This window comes from Streptococcus sp. K0074 (assembly GCF_048843365.1).
In the GTDB taxonomy this organism is placed as follows: Bacteria; Bacillota; Bacilli; order Lactobacillales; family Streptococcaceae; genus Streptococcus; species Streptococcus mitis_BM.
Genome location: NZ_CP184836.1, coordinates 725,380 through 745,897 on the forward strand (window position 1 = coordinate 725,380; position 20,518 = coordinate 745,897).

The following is a 20,518-nucleotide window of genomic DNA, read 5'->3' on the forward strand; positions in this document are numbered from 1 at the left end:
TTTTTCAAGGAATACCTGATAAAACAGTCAAAATCAATCAATCTAAAGCATGCTTACTAAGTGGATAGAATATTTTTTCTGCAAAACGCTTGACATATTTCTAAAACATGATAAAATAATAGTCGTAGGGCGGATAAAATCGCTTTCAAACAAGAACAAAATTTTATATAAGGAGATTTTTGCAAATGAACAATCAGGAAATTGCAAAAAAAGTCATCGATGCCTTGGGCGGACGTGAAAATGTCAACAGTGTTGCCCACTGTGCGACTCGTCTTCGTGTCATGGTCAAAGATGAAGGAAAAATCAATAAAGAAGTGATTGAGAACTTGGAAAAAGTTCAAGGTGCTTTCTTTAACTCAGGTCAATACCAAATCATCTTTGGTACAGGTACAGTTAACAAAATGTACGATGAAGTTGTTGCACTTGGTTTGCCAACATCATCTAAAGATGACATGAAAGCAGAAGCTGCTAAACAAGGGAACTGGTTCCAACGTGCTATCCGTACTTTCGGTGACGTTTTCGTTCCAATCATCCCAGTTATCGTAGCGACAGGTCTCTTCATGGGTGTGCGTGGTCTCTTGACTGCTCTTGGAATGACACTTCCAGCTGATGTGACAACTTACACTCAAATCTTGACAGATACAGCCTTTATCATCTTGCCAGGTTTGGTTGTGTGGTCAACCTTCCGTGTATTTGGTGGAAATCCTGCCGTTGGTATCGTTCTTGGTATGATGCTTGTTTCTGGCTCACTTCCAAACGCTTGGGCAGTCGCTTCAGGTGGTGAAGTAACAGCTATGTACTTCTTTGGTTTCATCCCTGTTGTTGGTTTGCAAGGTTCTGTTCTTCCAGCCTTCATCATCGGGGTTGTCGGAGCTAAATTTGAAAAAGCTGTCCGCAAGGTTGTTCCAGATGTCATTGACCTCTTGGTAACACCATTCGTGACACTTTTGGTCATGTCTATCCTTGGGCTCTTTGTTATCGGACCAGTCTTCCACGTTGTTGAAAACTACATCCTTATTGGTACAAAAGCAATTCTTGGCTTGCCATTTGGTCTTGGTGGTTTCTTGATTGGTGGGGTTCACCAATTGATCGTCGTGTCAGGTGTGCACCACATCTTCAACTTGCTTGAAGTTCAATTGCTTGCTGCTGACCATGCTAACCCATTCAACGCGATCATCACAGCTGCTATGACAGCTCAAGGTGCTGCGACTGTTGCGGTTGGTGTTAAAACTAAAAATCCAAAACTGAAAACACTTGCTTTCCCAGCTGCTCTTTCTGCCTTCCTCGGTATTACAGAGCCTGCTATCTTCGGGGTCAACTTGCGCTTCCGTAAACCATTCTTCCTTTCATTGATTGCTGGTGCAATCGGTGGTGGATTGGCTTCAATCCTTGGACTTGCAGGTACTGGTAGTGGTATCACTATTATCCCTGGTACAATGCTTTATGCTGGTAATGGACAACTTCCACTATACCTTCTTATGGTAGCTGTATCATTTGTACTTGGTTTTGCCCTAACTTACATGTTTGGTTATGAGGATGAAAAAGAAGTTGCTACTGAAGTAGCGACAGAACGTTTGATCCAAGAAGAAACAACTGGTAACATTCCAGCATCGCTTCAAAATGAAACACTTGTAACTCCTATCGTCGGTGATGTTGTAGCTCTTGCTGATGTTAATGATCCAGTCTTCTCAAGTGGAGCTATGGGACAAGGTATCGCTGTGAAACCAAGTCAAGGTGTGGTATATGCACCAGCTGATGCTGAAGTTTCAATTGCCTTTCCAACAGGACACGCTTTTGGTTTGAAAACAACTGATGGTGCTGAAGTTTTGATTCACGTTGGTATTGACACTGTGTCTATGAACGGTGACGGTTTTGAAGCAAAAGTTGCCCAAGGTGATAAGGTTAAAGCGGGCGATGTTCTTGGAACCTTTGACTTAAATAAAATTGCTGCAGCTGGACTTGATGATACAACAATGGTTATCGTTACAAATACAGCTGACTACGCTTCAGTAGCTCCAGTCGCAACAGGTTCAGTTGCGAAGGGGGATGCTGTGATCGAAGTGAAAATCTAATCAATCCTCTCTAATGCGAAAACGAACAAATGACATGTTTGTTCGTTTTTGCTTGAATGGTAAGATTTACAGAGGAAAATCTAAAAAATAGAGAAATTTAGCCTTTCGAAATATGCTATAATAAAGAAAATAAAAACAAGAGGTTTATCATGACAAAATTATATGGAAGCTTGGAAGCGGGCGGTACAAAGTTTGTCTGTGCTGTCGGTGATGAAAACTTTAACGTTGTAGAAAAAACACAATTTCCAACAACAACTCCAATCGAAACAATCGATAAAACCATTGAGTTCTTCTCAAAATTCGACAACCTTGCTGGTCTTGCAGTTGGTTCATTTGGTCCGATTGATATTGATAAAAACTCAAAAACTTATGGCTTTATCACAACGACTCCAAAACCAAACTGGGCAAATGTGGACTTGCTTGGTGCCCTTCGTCGCGCCCTCAACGTGCCAATGTACTTCACTACAGACGTAAACAGCTCTGCCTATGGTGAAGTGGTTGCCCGTAACAATGCTGGTGGTCGTATCGAAAACTTGGTTTACTACACAATCGGTACAGGTATCGGTGCAGGTGTCATCCAACGTGGTGAGTTTATCGGCGGTGTGGGTCACCCTGAGATGGGTCACTACTATGTTGCTAGACACCCAATGGATATTGAAAAAGAATTCAACGGTGTTTGTCCTTTCCATAAGGGATGTCTGGAAGGCTATGCAGCTGGTCCAAGTTTGGAAGCTCGTACAGGTGTTCGTGGGGAAAACATTGAACTCAACAACCCTGTTTGGGATGTCCAAGCCTACTATATCGCTCAAGCTGCGGTCAATGCGACAGTGACTTTCCGCCCAGACGTGATTGTCTTTGGTGGAGGGGTTATGGCTCAACAACACATGCTGGACCGTGTCCGTGAGAAATTTACATCTCTTCTAAATGGTTACTTACCAGTACCTGATGTGCGTGACTACATCGTGACGCCAGCAGTCGCAGGAAATGGTTCTGCCACACTTGGGAACTTTGTTCTTGCAAAAGAAGTTTCAAAATAAAGCACAAAATCCGCTTGGGAAACCAAACGGATTTTTTATGTGTCAAAGCATTTGCCAGAAGAAGTCGATAATATAGGTCAGACCGTAGGTATAAACCACGAGGGTAAAGGGCTTGGTCAGAATGATGATAATCATATAGCGTTTGAAGGTCATCTTGGTCAGGGCAGCCAGCATACAGAGAAAGTCAGCTGGACTAATGGGCCAAATCATCATAAAGATAAAGAAACGGTCAAAACGATTGCCCTTATCTAACCAACCGATATACTTGTCATAGGTGCGCTTGCTGACGACAGACTGGACAAAGGCAGCTCCATAGAGTCGCACCAGATAAAAGATAATGGCACAGCCAATCACGATGCCGATATAGTTGTAGATCGTACCGATGATGTGGCCGTAGATAAAGACGCCAGCCACAGAGGTCAAGGCCCCAGGAATGATAGGGACGACCGTTTGTAAAATCTGTAAAAAAATAAAGAGAGGTGGCCCCCAGATACCTGCCTGCTGGATAAAGGCAGAGAGGGTCTCCTTAGACTGTAAAATCCCAGCCTGATAAGCCCAAATACAGAAAATCAAACTCCCAATCCCACCGACAATTGATGAGATATTGATAACTTGCTGTAGAAGGGGAGAAACAGCTTTCATTTGTTTATCCTGTGACATGTAAACTCCTCATAGATAGTATATTTCTACTATACCATATTTTGGAGGAGAAAGGGGGAATGAGTGTTTTTGATGAGGTAAGAGTGATGGATTTTGAGCCTAAACATGCTATAATAAAGGGAGCAGACATGTAGCAAAGGAGAGAGTATGATGCAGGTAAAACCAGAATTGGAGATAGAAAAACAACTGATCAGCCAACTGGTAACTGGGGAAAGTCAATGGACTTACAGAGATGACCTTAAAACAGAAGAGCAATTATGGGAAAACTTCTTTGAAAAGCTAGCCCAGAACAATGTGGCTCTATTGGCAGATCATCCCCTGACAGAACAGGAAAAACGCCAGATAAAGAATCAACTGAACTTTGTTAGCTACTATGATGCGGCCAAGTGGTTGGTCGGCGAAAATGGCATTGCCAAGGTCGAGGTTCAGAGAGAAGATGCTAGTTTGGGGACTATCCGTTTATCTGTCATTTGGCGAGACAATATCGCAGCTGGTAAGTCTAGTTATGAGGTTGTCAACCAAGTCGAGAGAGATAAGATAAATCCTCAGGATCAAGACCGCAGGCTAGATGTGACCCTCTTGATCAATGGCCTTCCAATGATTCAGATCGAGCTTAAAAGTCCCCGAGTTGCTTTTCTAGATGCCTTTCATCAAATTAAGAAGTATGATAGAGAAGGAAAGTTCCGTGGCATCTACTCTAGCTTGCAGATGTTTGTTGTGACCAATAAGATAGACACACGCTATATCGCTGCAGCTAGGGAAAATAAACTCAACAAGCAATTTCTAACCAAGTGGGTAGATAAGGACAATCATCCTGTGACAAATTTGACTAGCTTTGCTCACGAAGTCCTTTCCATCCCTCGTGCTCATCAGATGGTCATGCAGTATTCTGTCCTTGATGATAGCAAGAAAGCTCTCATCCTCTTGCGCCCCTACCAGATTCACGCTATTGAGGCTGTTCAGGAAGCTTCCCGTCGTCAAGAGTCTGGCTATGTTTGGCATACGACAGGTTCAGGGAAGACCTTGACTTCTTATAAGGTGGCGAGGAATCTCCTTCAGATCCCGTCCATCCAAAAGACGATTTTTGTCGTTGACCGCAGGGACTTGGATCAACAGACCACATCATCCTTCCTCTCTTATGCGACCAATGATGTCATTGATATTGATGAGACGGATAATACCCATGATTTAGTCAAGCGACTAGGAAGCAATGATAAGCGTGTGGTGGTAACGACCATCCAGAAAATCACCACCATGATGCGCAAGTTTGAACAAGGTCTTTACCAAAGAGATGCGGACAAAATCAAGGATCTTCGAGTGGCCTTTGTCGTGGATGAATGCCACCGTGCCGTAACACCTCAAACACAAAAAGACATTAAGGCCTTTTTCCCACAGTCTCTCTGGTATGGTTTTACAGGCACACCTATCTTTAAGGAAAATAAACGCCAGCAGGTCGGTGACCTAGCTCAAACCACCCAGCAACAGTACGGTGACCGTCTCCATGAGTATACAGTCAAGGAAGCCATCCATGATGGAGCAGTTTTAGGTTTTAAGGTAGATTATCGCAATACCCTCATCACGGATAAATCCGAAAATGACATACCAGATACTGTCTACGAGGATGAGGAGCATATGCTGGAAGTCTTGGATGCCATTATCAATAAATCTCGTCAACAGCTAGGCTTCCAAAAGGGAGTTGGTAAGACCTATAATGCTATCCTGACTGTCAAGTCAATCCCTCAAGCCCAAGCCTACTACGACCTCCTCAAACGGGTCAAGGCTGGGGAGACGAGAGTCAAGGTATCGGAAAGGGTTAAGCAGGTCCTTCCTGACTTTCCAAAGGCGACCATCACCTACTCTGTTACGGAGAATGAAGAAGAGTCAAGAGCCAATCAAGAGCACATGAAGCAAGTCTTAGAGGACTACAACCAAGAGTTTGATACCCATTTTACCATGGCGGATCTTCGTGGCTTTAATACGGATGTCAATAACCGCCTAGCTCGAAAGCAGGACAAATACCTCTATCGCAATGAGCAGTTGGACTTAGTCATCGTAGTCAATCGTCTCCTAACGGGATTTGATGCCCCTTGTCTGTCAACTCTCTTTATCGACCGCAAGCCCATGCAACCGCAGGACTTGATTCAGGCTTTTAGCCGAACCAACCGTATCTTTGATTCTAGTAAGACCTACGGTCATATCATCACCTTCCAAAAGCCCCTAGCCTTTAAGGAAGCAGTAGATAATGCCCTCAAGCTCTACTCAAATGGTGGTGAAAACGAGGTCCTAGCTCCGAGTTGGGAAGAGGAAAAGAGGAACTTTTTACGGAGTTGCAGTGATTTCCAAAATCTCATCACCGATGATCCTGAGGAAGGACTCCAAATCGAGCAAATCTCTACACCTGAGTTGAGGAAACTAGCTAAAACCTATCAAGCCTTTGATAAATATCTGGCCTCTATCCGAGTGTATAAAGAGTATGATGAGGAAGAACTTTACAGTCATACAGGACTTGATGGAGAAAAGTTGGAAAGGTATCTGGGCCTTTATCGAAATGTCCTTGCAGAATTAAAAAGCCGAGTAGAGGATGATGACGATGGTGAACCACTTGATATCCATTATGAACTGGAGTCTATCCAAGTGGATGAGATCAACTATGCCTATATCTTGACCTTGATCCAAAGTCTGATCGAGCAAGGCCAGAGTCAAGAAAAGAACCTAAGCACTCAAGATAGGGAAGCCGTGGATAACTATATTCAGAGTCTTGAGAAGACCAATCCCAATCTTGCCCAGATCATCACTGAACTGTGGAGAGAGGTACAAGAACATCCAGAAAGCTATCGTGGTCAGTCTATCGCAAATATCTTGGATCAGATGATCGAGGCGGTCATCCAACAACATATCCAAGTCTTTAGCAAGCGCTGGTATGTTGGCGAAGATGAACTCCGTTACTATGTCGAACACTACCGTAAGGGAGCTAAAAAACAACTAGGAGAAAGCCAGTTGACTAAGAGCCAGCGCTATCAGGACTATAAGTTAGAGGTGGCGGATGCCCTCAATCCTCTCCTCTATAAAAAACAAATCAAGGAAGCCTATACCCAGCTAGTAGAGGAAGTCATTGAGCCGTTGAGGGTTGGGAGATAAGGGGATAAATTATGGATAAATTGTTAGATAGTTTGCAAAATGTGTTTGGTAATAGATTGCTGGAATATTTTATGGAACAAGACAAGAAACATAAATATTTACAATTGGATGACTATCAAAAAGTAATTCAGAAATTTATTGAGGATGAACAGTTCTTTCGAACTAACTATTATGGTGGGAACCATGTTCATTTCACTCGTTTTCTGCTTGTTAGCATTGAGAAATTTAAAAATAATGATAGAACAATCGATTTTACAGAGTTAGATCATAAAGGTAAATTGATTTGGCAATTAGAACATATTATACCTCAAAGTAAATTTGAACCAGGAGATTCTAACAAGAATAATTTAGGGAATTTAACTTTATTGCATGGAGATTTAAATGTAAAAATTTCAAACGAAAATTTTGAAGAAAAAAAGAAAGTCTTACATGAAGAAGATGAGTCAAAGTTTTACATTAATGAAGTTTTTAGAAGAAATAATTTTAAGAAATCTGATATTGATAAGAGATCAAGTGATTTAAAAAATGATTTAGTTGATATTATTAATAATCATTTTGATGCTTATTGTGAAAAAGTGTTGAAAATAAAGAATATGGAGCTAAATAATGAGTAACAATAGTGTAAATGGGAGAATCTATCATTATGAAAATAATAAGAACATTTTTAAAGGGTTAGATGAAAATCAACAAATTATTAAACTAAAAGAATTTGTCAATAAATATTTTGTATCTAAAAATCTTGTCATATTCATAGGTTCAGGATGTTCATCGGGTGCAATTCCACTTATGTCAAAAACGATGAGTGATATTTTAGAGAATAATAAAAATGTTTATGAAAAAGTTAAAGAGTTTTTAAATATTAAAGATTTGAGTTATCTTATTAGAAATTTGGAATTATGTAAAAAGTGGCTAGAGAAAAATAAAAAAGACAATGAAATTGAAATTAAAATAATTAATTATATATTGGAAAAAGCAGAAGGGAATTATAATAATATAGGTTCGTTTGTAAGTGCTCTGTCTGAGGAACAACTGAATTCGATAGATAAACACTTTTATAAAAGTTTCTCCGATATTGAAAGTTTACTCAACTGGTTACAGAGTGGTTTAAGTTTTCAACCAAGTAATGATGATTTAAAATCAGTAATTAGTATCTTGAAAAGTGAGTTTTTAAAAACTATACCAGCTCTGGATGATGATAAATATAAAGATAGTGAAACAATAAATACTTATCATAAATTTTATCAATCTGTTTTTAAATATAGAACTGAGTTGAGTAATAAAATCAACATAGTGACAACGAACTACGATTTATTTAATGAATATTCATTAGAAAGCAACCGCATTGTTTATTCAACAGGTTTTGAAAATAGTTTATACAGAAATTTTAATGTGAATTCATTTAAGCAAAGGTTAGTAGACGATACAAATAGATATAAGGATGTATGGCAGCCCACTTCTAAAGAAGCTAATTTATTAAAAATACATGGTTCAATCAATTGGACTTCTGATGAAAGTGGGAAATTAATCCAAAAGGATCTTTTTAAACAGAGCGATGAAGAAATTATTATTTATCCAACAATGTTAAAGCATAGACAAACTGCACAAGCTCCATATTCAGAACTATTTAGAGAGTTTGCAAATGTACTTCAAGTTCCAAATACAGTCCTTATTGTTATGGGATATGGTTTTCCTGACGAGCATATTAATAACATCATTTCTCAAAATCTAAAACATCAAGATTTTACTTTGATTGTTTTTGGTGATACATCAGAAGATAATATGAAGAAATTTTTTGATGAATTTAAGACTCAAGATGGATTTCATTTAATTGGAGGGGATACGTCTTGTGATGGAGTAAAAGCCCACTACTTTAACTATATTGTTGATGAAATCATAAATTATGTTCCAAAGGATGAATCAGGACAAAAGGGAGAAGATTCTCATGAATAGTATTGGGCGAGTAGTGTCAGTTTCATATGACAGATTGGTTTTTGAAGTAAGTGACTTTGAAAAATTAATTTATAATTTTAAAGGGGAAATTTATATCGCGCAAGGAGTTATAGATTATGTCACAATAAAAAGTCAATTTGGAGATAAATTTGTTTACCAAGTTGTTAGAGTGGAAGACAAGGAAATTAAAATTGTTAATGATGAAAAATCAAAGTTTGACTATGTAGGAAGATTTGAATGTGTTCCTGTAGGAATATTAGAAAACGACAAAATTAACTTTAATCTAAAGAAATATCCCTTTTTACAAGATAGAGTCTATTTATCAAGTGATGAGGATTTGCAGAAGGTGTTTTCTATTGAGAAAAGAGAAACATCAATTTTATTAGGAACTATCCAAGATAAATATGATGCACAAATAAATCTAAATAAATTAATTACTCATCATTCTGCTATTTTAGGTAATACTGGTTCAGGAAAATCTACCACAGTCAGAAAAATCATTAAAGAAATATCAACTAAAGAAACTAGTAATTTATATTTAAATATTTTTGATATTCACAATGAGTACTCGCAGATAGACGGTGTAAATAATATTGATGTATTGGAAGATTTTTCGATAAAAATAGAATCATTAGAACTACAAGATTGGTTGAATTTGATAAAACCATCAGAACTTGTGCAGTTGCCTGTAGTTCAAACAGCATTGAAATTGGCTAATTGTCTAACAGAAAATAAATTAGATAGAGAAAAATTAAGTTGTTTTATAGCCTATAACTTATATCATAATCAACAATCTGATGCTGTAGCTAAACGAACTAAAATTATTGGAATCCTACAGAATACAAGTATTGATACTACAATGTATGATGCTCGATTTGGTAACTTTAATGGCAGTACTGGTGAAACAACATTCAAATCTAATTTACAGAGTAAAATGTATGGAAGTCATTCGAAAATAACTAAAGAAATTGAGAATGCTAGATATACAATAAATAGTTTTGCAGACTTGTTTGAAGCTTTAAATTTTGTATTTCTCTTAGAAGAGTGTCAGGGGAATACTCAAGCAAGAGGGTATTCAGGAACCCTTGAAACTAGAATTAAACATATTCAATTAAGATATGGTAGCTTATTTAAAGCAAAAATAGATGAGAGCGATGAAGAGGAGAAACAATCAAAAATCACGGTATATAATGTTTCTGGCTTAGATGATGATTTATTGTTGTTTTTTACCACTTATATGTTAAAAAAAGAGTTCAAAAAGAGTTCTGAAAAAAAGATAAACGATAGGGATGTCAATTTATTTATTTTTGAAGAAGCACACAGATATATATCAAAATTAAACGAAAATAGTCTATTTGGTGAAGTTGAAGTCTTTAAAAAGATAGCTCGTGAGGGTAGGAAATTTGGTTGTTTCTTGATGTTATCTAGCCAGCGTCCTAGTGAGTTATCGTCAACTGTTCTTTCTCAATGTAATAATTATTTAATTCATCGAATTAAAAATAATGTTGACTTAGAATATCTTTTAAAAACTATTCCTTATATAAATAAAAATCAGTTAACAAGGTTTTCTTATTTACCGACTGGAACAGCATTTATAGTAGGTGAGTTATATCCTATCCCTGTTGAAGTAGCTGTTGATGGAGAGGATGAAAAAGATATTACAGTTACTCCACAAGTGAAATTTGAAGGCAAATGAAACCAGTTAAGATTAATTCATTTATAGCATTAGATGGGAGAATGAATGAAAAATCATAAAGAACAATTTCCTATAATAAGATTTCACACCTACCGTGATGAATGGAAACAACATAAGTTAGGAGAAGTATTTGAACAAACTGTTGAATATGTCGATCCTTATGAACAAAATTTAGAATTATGGAGCGTGACTGTTGAAAGTGGACTAACACCAAAAGAGGAGAGATACAACAGAGAATTTTTAGTAAAAAAGAGTGATAAATTTAAAAAGTTATATCCAGAGGAAATTGTTTATAATCCGATGAATATTACTATTGGAGCTGTAGGATTCAATAATGCTGGTAAAAAGGTTGCTGTCTCTGGATATTATGTGACGATGAAAATGAAATCGAAGTTTTCTAATAAATTTTTCTCGGCATGGTTGAGTTGTCCTAAAGCGATTAGACTATACAAAATTTATTCAACTGGTTCTTTAATTGAGCGACAGAGAGTACAATTTCCTACTTTATCAGATATTAAAGACTATTTCCCTACATTTGACGAACAATCCGCCATTGGTTCCCTTTTCCGTACCCTCGACGACCTTCTGTCTAGCTACAAGGATAATCTCACCAACTACCAAGCTCTCAAGGCGACCATGCTTTCCAAGATGTTTCCCAAAGCTGGACAGACAGTTCCTGAGATTCGTTTGAATGGATTTGAAGAGGACTGGGAAAGGAAGAGTTTATCAGAGGTTTGTACTATTAATTCTGGTAGAGACTATAAACATTTAAAGAATGGGGACATTCCTGTATATGGAACTGGTGGTTACATGCTTTCTGTAAATGAAAAATTATCTGATGAGGACGCTATAGGTATTGGAAGAAAAGGAACTATAGATAAACCATATTTATTATCAGCACCTTTTTGGACAGTAGATACTTTATTTTATGTTATATGTAAAGTAGGATATGACTTGAATTATCTTTTCTTAATTTTTCAAAAAATTCGTTGGAAGAAATTTGACGAATCTACAGGTGTTCCAAGTTTGTCTAAAAAAACTATTGAAAAAGTGGTTTCAAAATTTCCATCTTATGAGGAACAATGCGCTATTGGCCTCTATTTCTCAGACCTCGATAACCTCATCAACTATTACCAAGAAAAAATTTCTCAATTGGAAACACTCAAAAAGAAACTATTGCAGGATATGTTTATTTAAGGAGGAATCATGAATAGCCCTATTAATGAATTAATTAAAAGGATAGAATCTGAAAGGGTCAGACTTAATGATGATTTTTACAGATTGCCTGATTATGAAAAAGAAGGGAAAAAGACTTCATATAATACTGTAGATAATTACTTTTTATTACTCATTGATTTGATTAAAAGAGAATTAAATGATGTTTTTTTATCTGATGATGTAACAGAAAAGTATAAAAGACTTCGTGATAATTGGTTAGAAAGCATATACTATTGTTTTGGTAGTGACAATTATTATTATGAATCACAGTTACCGCAAATTATAGAGAATTTTAAAATAATTAAACTTTTCTCTTTTATTTCGAGAGTAAAATCAACGACTATAATTATTGGAGCTAATGGTTCAGGGAAATCAAGTCTTATTAATGAATTGAGGAAAAATAATATAAATGAGATATTTATTTTGCCTGCTCAAAAATTATTATATTTTGTTTCCACTATTCATAATCGTAATGAAATTACTAAAGAAAAATATATTCAAGATTTAAAAGAAGTAGATATTAAATATGATACAATTGATTTACAAACCTTACAAATTGAAAAGGATTTTTCAAATACTTTTACTAAACTAATAACATTTTTGATAAAGAATTATGCTAAGATAGCGACTGATAAATCGAGAGGGGTGGACGGGTTATCTATAGCTTTATGGGATAGAGTAGAACAAATATGGAATAAAATTTTTCCTGAAATATCATTTCATCTTGAGCCTGATAATCGAGTTGTTGAAGTTGAAAAAAACGGCTCTAAATATAGTATAAATGGGCTTAGTGATGGGGAACGTTGTATATTATTTTATATAGGTAATGTACTTCTTGCTCCGGAAGATAGTTACATCATTGTTGATGAACCAGAAACATTTTTAAATGCTGCTATCTATAATGAGTTATGGGATTTACTGATATTAGAACGACCTGATTGTCAATTTATTTTTGCTTCACATAATATGGACTTTGTTCAATCAAGAACAAATGCAAGTTACATGTGGTGCAAGAAATTTGAAACACCTTATAATTTAGATTATCAGATATTGGAAGAATCACAGGAAATGCCTTTCTCATTATTAACCGAAGTATCTGGTACAAAGAAGCCGATTTTATTTTGTGAAGGAACTAAAACTAGTATAGACTATCAGATTTATTCCAAATTATTTAGCGATTTTTGTTTTGTAAAACCAGTCCAGGGACATAAACAAGTTATTCAATACACAAAAGCTTATAATAAATTAAAGGAATTATATGGTAATATAGCTTACGGCATTATTGATTATGACTGGATGGATGAGGCAAGAATCCAAAACTATAAAAAGAAAAATATTTTTGTGATTCCTTTTAATGAGATAGAGATGCTTTTGATAGATGAAGAAATAGTGAAGTTTGTTCTAGGGGATGATGAACAGGATAAAACGCAAAAATGTAATAAACTAAAAGACGCTGTTATTAGTTCGTGTACAACAAATAAAGATAAGATAATACGAATTGCCTTGAAAAAGAAACTTGATGAATTTATGGAAGGGCATTTGATAGAAACAAGAGAACCAACCGAGGATGAAGCACGGATATTTTTAGAAAATTTATCAGAAAAATTTGATATAACTGTAACATTAGAAAATATAACTAAAATTGTGGAAGATAGCATAGCATCTTCAGATTTTTCGACAATTTTAAAGATTTGTAACTTGAAAAATGAAATAATTGGTTCCAAAGAAATTAAAGAAATAGTTTCTAACTTAAAAGAAAAAGCTTTAAGTAGTATCGCAATGAATAATGATTTACAGATTACATTACGTCATAAATACTTTGAAGAATTAGAAGTAAAACTATTGAACAAATAGATAGATTTTTGAATTAATAAAAAAGAAAGAAACATTATGGAAACAACACAAACGTCCCAGTCGCTTTACCAAGCCCTGTGGAACTCAGCGGATGTTCTCCGCTCTAAGATGGATGCTAATGACTACAAGTCCTATCTTTTGGGTATGGTCTTTTATAAGTACCTGTCAGATAAGATGCTCTTTTTCGTGGCGGAGACTATGGAGGAGGGGAGTGAGAGTCTAGAGGCTGCCCTTGAGGTCTATCGCAACTACTATGAGGATGGGGACACCCACGAGGATCTTCTTGCAGTCATGAAGGACGAACTCAACTATAGTATCAAGCCTGACTTGACTTTTACGGCTCTGGTAGTACGAGTCAATGAGGGGACTTTCCAGTTGGAAGATTTGGCTCAGGGTTTTCGAGATATTGAGCAGAGTGATGAACTCTATGAAAACCTCTTTGAAGATATTGACCTCTATTCTAAAAAGCTAGGGGCGACTCCGCAAAAGCAAAACCAAACGGTGGCGGCAGTCATGAAGGAGTTGGCTGTGCTAGATGTGGCTGGTCATGCTGGTGATATGCTGGGGGATGCCTATGAGTATCTGATTGGTCAGTTTGCGACTGACTCGGGTAAGAAGGCTGGTGAGTTCTATACACCTCAGCCTGTTGCCAAACTCATGACTCGGATTGCCTTTTTGGGTCGTGAGGACCAGCTAGGCTTTACCATCTATGATGCGACTATGGGGTCTGGCTCTCTCTTGCTCAATGCCAAGAAATATTCTCACAAACCACAGACAGTGGTCTACTTTGGTCAGGAACTCAATACCTCAACCTATAACTTGGCTCGGATGAACATGATCCTGCACGGTGTTCCTGTTGAAAATCAATTTCTCCACAATGCCGATACACTGGATGAAGACTGGCCGACTCAAGAACCGACTAACTTTGATGGTGTTCTCATGAACCCTCCCTACTCTGCCAAGTGGTCAGCAAGCTCTGGCTTTATGGCGGATTCTCGTTTCTCTCCTTTTGGGAAACTGGCGCCCCAGTCCAAGGCTGACTTTGCCTTCCTCTTGCATGGTTACTACCATCTCAAGCAGGATAATGGGATTATGGCTATCGTCCTTCCTCACGGTGTTCTCTTCCGTGGAAATGCGGAGGGAACCATTCGTAAGGCCTTGTTAGAAGAAGGGGCTATTGACACGGTTATCGGTCTACCTGCTAATATCTTTTTTAATACCAGCATACCGACCACGGTTATCATTCTCAAAAAGAACCGTACCAATCGTGATGTCTACTTTATCGATGCTTCTAAGGAGTTTGATAAGGGCAAAAATCAGAATATCATGACGAATGCTCATATCGAAAAGATTCTGGAAGCCTACAAGTCTCGTGAGGAGATTGATAAGTTTGCCCATCTAGCAAGCTATGAAGAAATCGTCGAAAATGATTATAATCTCAATATCCCTCGCTATGTAGATACCTTCGAGGAAGAAGAAGTCGAACCGCTGACAGATATCGTCAGCAAGATTAACACGACAAATCAAGCAATCCAAAACCAAACCGCTTCCCTACTTGAAATGCTCGGTCAACTACACGGAACCACACCAGAAGCCGATGCCGAGCTTAAAGAGTTTTTGAAAGAGTTTGAAGGGTAAGATGTAGTTGGCTTATTCGCTCATATTTAAGATAAAACTTTATCTAGGCTGATATAGTTGTATTTTCTAACATTAGCGAGGAGGGGCTTTCTTCAAGCTCGATAGAACGGAGAACTGTAAACTTGTATAACGAGCTTAAAGATTTAATATGGTAGAATAGAGTGTATAGATTTTACTTGAAGCTTTGTTTAGAAAGGAAAACCATGACACCGACCTATGAAATTGATAATCCCAGTCTCTCTTATCAGACCAAGTTAGACTTATGGGAAACGGGATTTGGTTTACAAAAGGTAGACAATCTAGAGCCGTCGCCGTATATGAGAGAACTAGCAGAGCAAAATTCTCAAGGAAAGTTGACTTATCAAGAAGTTTATGATCAAGTAACGACTTATCACCAAGAGAAGGATGATAGCACAAGAGAAGCAGATCTTGTTGCCATGAGAATTGTGGAACTCTTGTCCTCTAATGCCTTTAAATTTGCTCCAACAACATTGAAATTGATTCATAGAGAGCTTTTCTTTGGACTCCTGCCACAAGGCATTCCCTTGGGAGAATACCGCTCTTATAACATTACAAAAAGTGAGGCTGTTTTAAATGGAGACAGTGTCATTTATGATGATTTTCGCACGGTAGCAGATAGTTTGACCTATGATTTTCAGCAGGAAAGTCAATTTGACTATCGAGGAAAATCCGATATTGAAGTAGTGAAACATATTAAGACTTTTATTTCAGGTATTTGGCAAATTCATCCTTTTGGAGAAGGAAATACTCGAACGATAACAGTATTTTTGATTAAGTACCTTAGAACTATGGGATTTCAAGTAGACAATAAACCCTTCCAAGAAAATGCAAAGTATTTTCGAGATGCTCTTGTTCTTGATAATGCGAAGCTATTCCAGAAAAAAACAGAATATTTGGAGCGATTTTTTGAAAATCTCTTATTAGCTGGGCAACATGATTTAGAAATAGACTAAAGAGATGAACGGTTTATTGTGCATTTTGAGTTAGAAATTATTCCCTCTTTTGAGGATGGGAGTGGTCGTATGGGGCGAATGGGTTAGAGTCTTATCTTGAAGAGCATTATCAGATAACAAATGCAGTGGCACAAGAATTGACAGGATTGAGTGCAGCAACCATTCGTCGTTATCTCCAACTATTTGTAAACCAAGGTTTGTTAGAAAAATCGGGAACTACAAAAAACACTCTTTATTCGCTCATATTCCGCTCATAATTCGCTCATTTTTTCAAAAAATATATAGATCTAAAAGAAAGAGGGTTAAGCGATGAAGAATAGTGCTATTGGGAGTAATTGGAAGGATGTCCGATCTGAACTCTTTACCAAGGAGGAAATCCTTGAAAGTGATATGCGAGTAGCTATCATGAGTGAGCTGATCGAAGCCAGACATGAGCAAGGAATCAGTCAGAAAAAGCTAGAGGAACTCAGTGGAGTGAGCCAGCCTGTCATAGCTAGGATGGAAACAGGTAAGACTAGCCCCCAGTTGGATACGGTATTGAAAGTTTTAGCCAGTTTAGGAAAGACACTAGCAATCGTCCCACTTGAACAGGGGAAAAGTTGACTAGAATCAGCTATAGTCTTTTCTAATAACAAGTCATAGTCACTTATAAGAATTACTAATAACACGTTTTACCAGTCTAACTAAAATACAGCTAAAAATAAGCTATAAAAGGGATTTGAGGCATTTGTCTCAAGTCTTTTTCTTTTGTCTAAAACAGAGATATAGTTTCAAACTATATCAAAGCCTAATTTTTTACAATTATACAGACGCATTCTTTTCTGTTAAGATAGTTTCAACAACAAATTTTGGAGGACACATCATGTCAACTACAATCATCGGTTTCCCTCGTTTGGGCGAATTCCGCGAATTAAAATTTACAACTGAAAAATACTTTAGAAAAGAAATCTCAGAAGAAGAACTCTTGGCAGCAGCAAAAGACTTGCGTGCTAAACACTGGAACATTGTCAAAGAAAAAGGCATCACTGAAATCCCATCAAATGACTTTTCTCACTATGACAACTTCCTAGATGCAGCTTTCCTTTTCAATGTGGTACCTGCTTCAGTTCAAAACTTGGACTTGTCTGACCTTGAGCGCTACTTCGCTTTGGGACGTGGTTACCAAGGAGAAAAAGGGGACGTTCGCGCCCTCCCAATGAAGAAATGGTTTAACACCAACTACCACTACATCGTTCCTAAATTTGAAAAAGACACTCAAGTGAAACTTGCAGGTCACAAGATTTTCGATGAGTTCCAAGAAGCAAAAGAACTTGGTCTCAACACTCGTCCTGTTCTTGTAGGTCCATTCACTTTCCTTCAATTGTCAGACTTTGAAGAAGGCGTGAAAGCAGAAGACTTTGTAGACAGCTTAGTAGCTGCTTACCAAGAAGTTTTTGCTAAATTGGCTGAACTTGGTGCGACTCGTATCCAATTGGATGAAGCTGCTCTTGTCAAAGACTTGACAGCCGAAGAAAAAGCTCTCTTCTTGAACCTCTACAACAAACTTTTGGATGACAAAAAAGGTCTTGAAGTCTTGCTTCAAACTTACTTCGGAGACGTTCGTGATGTTTACGCTGATCTTGTAAACTTGCCAGTTGATGCTATCGGTTTGGACTTCGTTGAAGGTAAGAAATCTCTTGAATTGGTTAAAGGTGGTTTCCCAGCTGACAAGACTCTTTATGCAGGTATTGTCAATGGTAAGAACATCTGGCGTAACAACTACGAAAAGAGCTTGGCTATTCTTGAGCAAATTCCAGCTGAAAACATTGTCTTGACAAGCTCATGCTCACTGCTTCATGTGCCATTTACAACAGCTAATGAGGAATTTGAACCAGCTATCTTGAACCACTTTGCCTTTGCAGTTGAAAAATTGGATGAGATTCGTGACTTGGATGCTATCCGCAATGGTCAAGGTGAACAAGCTCTTGCAGCCAACAAAGAACTCTTTGCGACTGAGCGTGTGGGTGAAAATGCGGAGCTTCGTGCGCGTATCGCTGGCTTGACAGACGCAGACTACACTCGTTTGCCAGCCTTTGCAGAACGTGAAGCTATCCAAGAAGAAGCTTTCAAACTTCCAGCTCTTCCAACAACAACTATCGGTTCATTCCCTCAAACAAAAGAAGTTCGTGCTAAACGTTTGGCTTACCGTAAAGGTGAATTGTCTCAAGAAGAGTACGACGCTTTCCTTGCTGAAACGATCGATGAATGGATCAAATGGCAAGAAGATATCGACTTTGATGTCCTTGTTCACGGTGAATTTGAGCGTAATGACATGGTTGAGTACTTCGGTCAAAACTTGTCAGGTTACCTCTTCTCTAAAAATGGTTGGGTACAATCATACGGTATGCGCGGGGTTAAACCACCAATCATCTGGGGTGATGTCACTCGTCTTAACCCTATCACTGTTAAATGGTCTAGCTATGCACAAAGCCGTACAAACAAACCTGTTAAAGGTATGTTGACTGGACCTGTTACCATCCTCAACTGGTCATTCCCACGTGAAGACATCTCTATCAAGGATTCTACTCTTCAAATCGCCCTTGCTATCAAGGATGAAGTGCTTGACCTTGAAGCTGCTGGTGTGAAAATCATCCAAATCGACGAGGCTGCTCTTCGTGAAAAATTGCCACTCCGTCGTAGTGACTGGTATGAAGACTACCTTGACTGGGCAATTCCTGCCTTCCGCTTGGTACACTCAACAGTAGCGCCAGATACTCAAATCCACACTCACATGTGTTACTCAGAATTTACAGATATCATCCCAGCTATCGACAACATGGATGCAGACGTTATCTCATTTGAGGCTAGCCGTTCAAACCTTGAAATCTTGGACGAACTCAAAGCGAAAAACTTCCAAACAGAAGTGGGACCTGGGGTTTACGATATCCACTCACCTCGTGTGCCAAATGAAGGCGAAATCGACAACACAATCGAAGCCATCCTTGCTAAAGTGCCAAGCAAGAAAGTTTGGATCAACCCTGACTGTGGTTTGAAAACACGTGGTATTCCAGAAACAAAAGAAAGTTTGATCCGCCTTGTGGAAGCAGCCAAAGCTGCGCGTGAGAAATTGTAAGATAAGGATTTCTTAAGAAGCACTGTTTGGTCAATCTGCCTGTTTCACTTGGATTCTAGGAATCCAGCTAACGAAAAAATCAACTAGAAAAGGATAATGACTATGTCACGCCAAACACCGTCACTCTCATTTGAAGTGTTCCCTCCCAACCCAGCCGTGGGTAATGATAACATTATTTCTGCTCTTCAAGATATGCAGGAGCTGGCGCCGCACTTTATCAGTGTAACTGCCAGCAATAATAAATTTAATATCAAGGAAACGACAGTCCGTTTGGCTGACTTTATCCAAAATGATTTGGCGATTCCGACTATTGCTCACTTGCCAGCCATCTATTTGACCAAGGACAAGGTTGCTGAAACCATTGCTGATTTGGACAAGGTTGGAGTGCAGAAAATCTTGGCTCTTCGTGGGGATATTATTCCAGATGTGGAACCACAAAAGGATTTCCGCTACGCAACTGACTTGATCGAGTTCATCAAGGAACAAGCCCCTCACTTTGATATTGTTGGTGCTTGTTATCCAGAAGGTCATCCAGATTCACCAAATCAGATTTCAGATATTCAAAATCTTAAGAAGAAAGTGGATGCAGGTTGTTCGAGCCTTGTAACTCAGCTTTTCTTTGACAATGAGCGCTTCTATGATTTCCAAGACAAGTGCATCTTGGCTGGGATTGATGTTCCCATTCATGCAGGGATTATGCCAATTCTGAATCGAAATCAGGCTCTCCGTCTCTTGAAGACTTGTGAGAATATCCATCTTCCACGCAAATTTAAAGCCATCTTAGACAAGTATGAGCATGACCCTGAGTCGCTCAGAGCAGCAGGACTTGCCTATGCAGTGGACCAAATTGTGGACTTGGTAACTCAGGATGTGGCTGGTGTGCATCTCTATACGATGAACAATGCTGAAACAGCAAAATACATCCGCCAAGCAACTCATGCCTTGTTTAATCATCAGTCTCTAGGATAATAAAAAGCAAACCATTCTTCTCAGGTGAGGGGAATGGTTCCTTTTTAATGGTAAAGACCGCACTTTTTAAGAAAAATATGATAAAATAGACTCTGTACGTACTTGATACAAAGATGAGGGTATTTAGGTTGTAGAAGTTTGTTTAAAGTTGATTATTTTTTAAACAAAATCTGATAATGTGTGTCTCAAAAAACAGGAAC

General features: G+C 38.1%; 15 protein-coding genes. 14 read left to right on the top strand and 1 reads right to left on the bottom strand.

Annotated elements, in window-relative coordinates:
* The first annotated feature begins 185 nt into the window (after positions 1–185).
* Entirely contained in the window at positions 186–2,072 is a 1,887-nt protein-coding gene (locus ACN076_RS03580; protein WP_420790138.1) for a sucrose-specific PTS transporter subunit IIBC, read from the top strand.
* A 149-nt stretch (positions 2,073–2,221) separates the two neighbouring features.
* A complete protein-coding gene (gene scrK, locus ACN076_RS03585; protein ID WP_000164316.1) occupies positions 2,222–3,109 on the top strand; it encodes a fructokinase ScrK in 888 nt (295 codons plus the stop codon).
* A 42-nt stretch (positions 3,110–3,151) separates the two neighbouring features.
* On the opposite strand, the gene ACN076_RS03590 is transcribed toward scrK, so the two are convergent.
* Complete coding sequence (locus ACN076_RS03590; protein ID WP_033677985.1) at positions 3,152–3,769, bottom strand: TVP38/TMEM64 family protein; 618 nt, start codon at positions 3,767–3,769, stop codon at positions 3,152–3,154.
* Between the two features lie 147 nt (positions 3,770–3,916).
* On the opposite strand from ACN076_RS03590, the gene ACN076_RS03595 reads away from it, so the two are divergent.
* The 12 genes from ACN076_RS03595 (at position 3,917) to metF (ending at position 20,318) form a co-directional block, all read left to right on the top strand.
* Positions 3,917–6,907 carry a type I restriction endonuclease subunit R gene (locus ACN076_RS03595; RefSeq protein WP_420790139.1) on the top strand — a complete coding sequence of 997 codons (2,991 nt, stop codon included), beginning with the start codon at positions 3,917–3,919 and terminating at the stop codon, positions 6,905–6,907.
* 11 nt (positions 6,908–6,918) lie between these two features.
* Positions 6,919–7,521 (top strand): HNH endonuclease family protein, encoded by a 603-nt coding sequence (locus tag ACN076_RS03600; RefSeq protein ID WP_420790140.1) that lies wholly within the window; start codon positions 6,919–6,921, stop codon positions 7,519–7,521.
* Complete coding sequence (locus tag ACN076_RS03605; RefSeq protein WP_420790141.1) at positions 7,514–8,857, top strand: SIR2 family protein; 1,344 nt, start codon at positions 7,514–7,516, stop codon at positions 8,855–8,857. Before ACN076_RS03600 ends, ACN076_RS03605 begins: the two co-directional genes overlap by 8 nt.
* A complete protein-coding gene (locus ACN076_RS03610) occupies positions 8,850–10,553 on the top strand; it encodes an ATP-binding protein (RefSeq protein ID WP_001084416.1) in 1,704 nt (567 codons plus the stop codon). The genes ACN076_RS03605 and ACN076_RS03610 overlap by 8 nt, the downstream gene beginning before the upstream one ends.
* A gap of 45 nt (positions 10,554–10,598) precedes the next feature.
* Positions 10,599–11,750, top strand: coding sequence for a restriction endonuclease subunit S (locus ACN076_RS03615; RefSeq protein ID WP_000788523.1), 1,152 nt, complete (start codon positions 10,599–10,601; stop codon positions 11,748–11,750).
* A gap of 9 nt (positions 11,751–11,759) precedes the next feature.
* On the top strand, positions 11,760–13,625 hold the full coding sequence (locus tag ACN076_RS03620) for an AAA family ATPase (RefSeq protein WP_001087833.1): 1,866 nt from the start codon (positions 11,760–11,762) through the stop codon (positions 13,623–13,625).
* Positions 13,626–13,661: 36 nt separating this feature from the next.
* The gene (locus ACN076_RS03625) at positions 13,662–15,263 is read left to right on the top strand and encodes a type I restriction-modification system subunit M (RefSeq protein ID WP_420790142.1); all 1,602 of its coding nucleotides are present in this window, start codon (positions 13,662–13,664) and stop codon (positions 15,261–15,263) included.
* Between the two features lie 203 nt (positions 15,264–15,466).
* Positions 15,467–16,237, top strand: coding sequence for a Fic family protein (locus ACN076_RS03630; RefSeq protein ID WP_203175997.1), 771 nt, complete (start codon positions 15,467–15,469; stop codon positions 16,235–16,237).
* 125 nt (positions 16,238–16,362) lie between these two features.
* Positions 16,363–16,494: a helix-turn-helix domain-containing protein gene (locus tag ACN076_RS03635; RefSeq protein WP_238393794.1), complete on the top strand. Its 132-nt coding sequence runs from the start codon at positions 16,363–16,365 to the stop codon at positions 16,492–16,494.
* Between the two features lie 52 nt (positions 16,495–16,546).
* The gene (locus ACN076_RS03640; RefSeq protein WP_261037938.1) at positions 16,547–16,840 is read left to right on the top strand and encodes a helix-turn-helix domain-containing protein; all 294 of its coding nucleotides are present in this window, start codon (positions 16,547–16,549) and stop codon (positions 16,838–16,840) included.
* Between the two features lie 259 nt (positions 16,841–17,099).
* A complete protein-coding gene (metE, locus tag ACN076_RS03645) occupies positions 17,100–19,349 on the top strand; it encodes a 5-methyltetrahydropteroyltriglutamate--homocysteine S-methyltransferase (protein ID WP_420790143.1) in 2,250 nt (749 codons plus the stop codon).
* Between the two features lie 102 nt (positions 19,350–19,451).
* Entirely contained in the window at positions 19,452–20,318 is an 867-nt protein-coding gene (gene metF, locus ACN076_RS03650; protein WP_261083256.1) for a methylenetetrahydrofolate reductase [NAD(P)H], read from the top strand.
* Positions 20,319–20,518 lie beyond the last annotated feature (200 nt).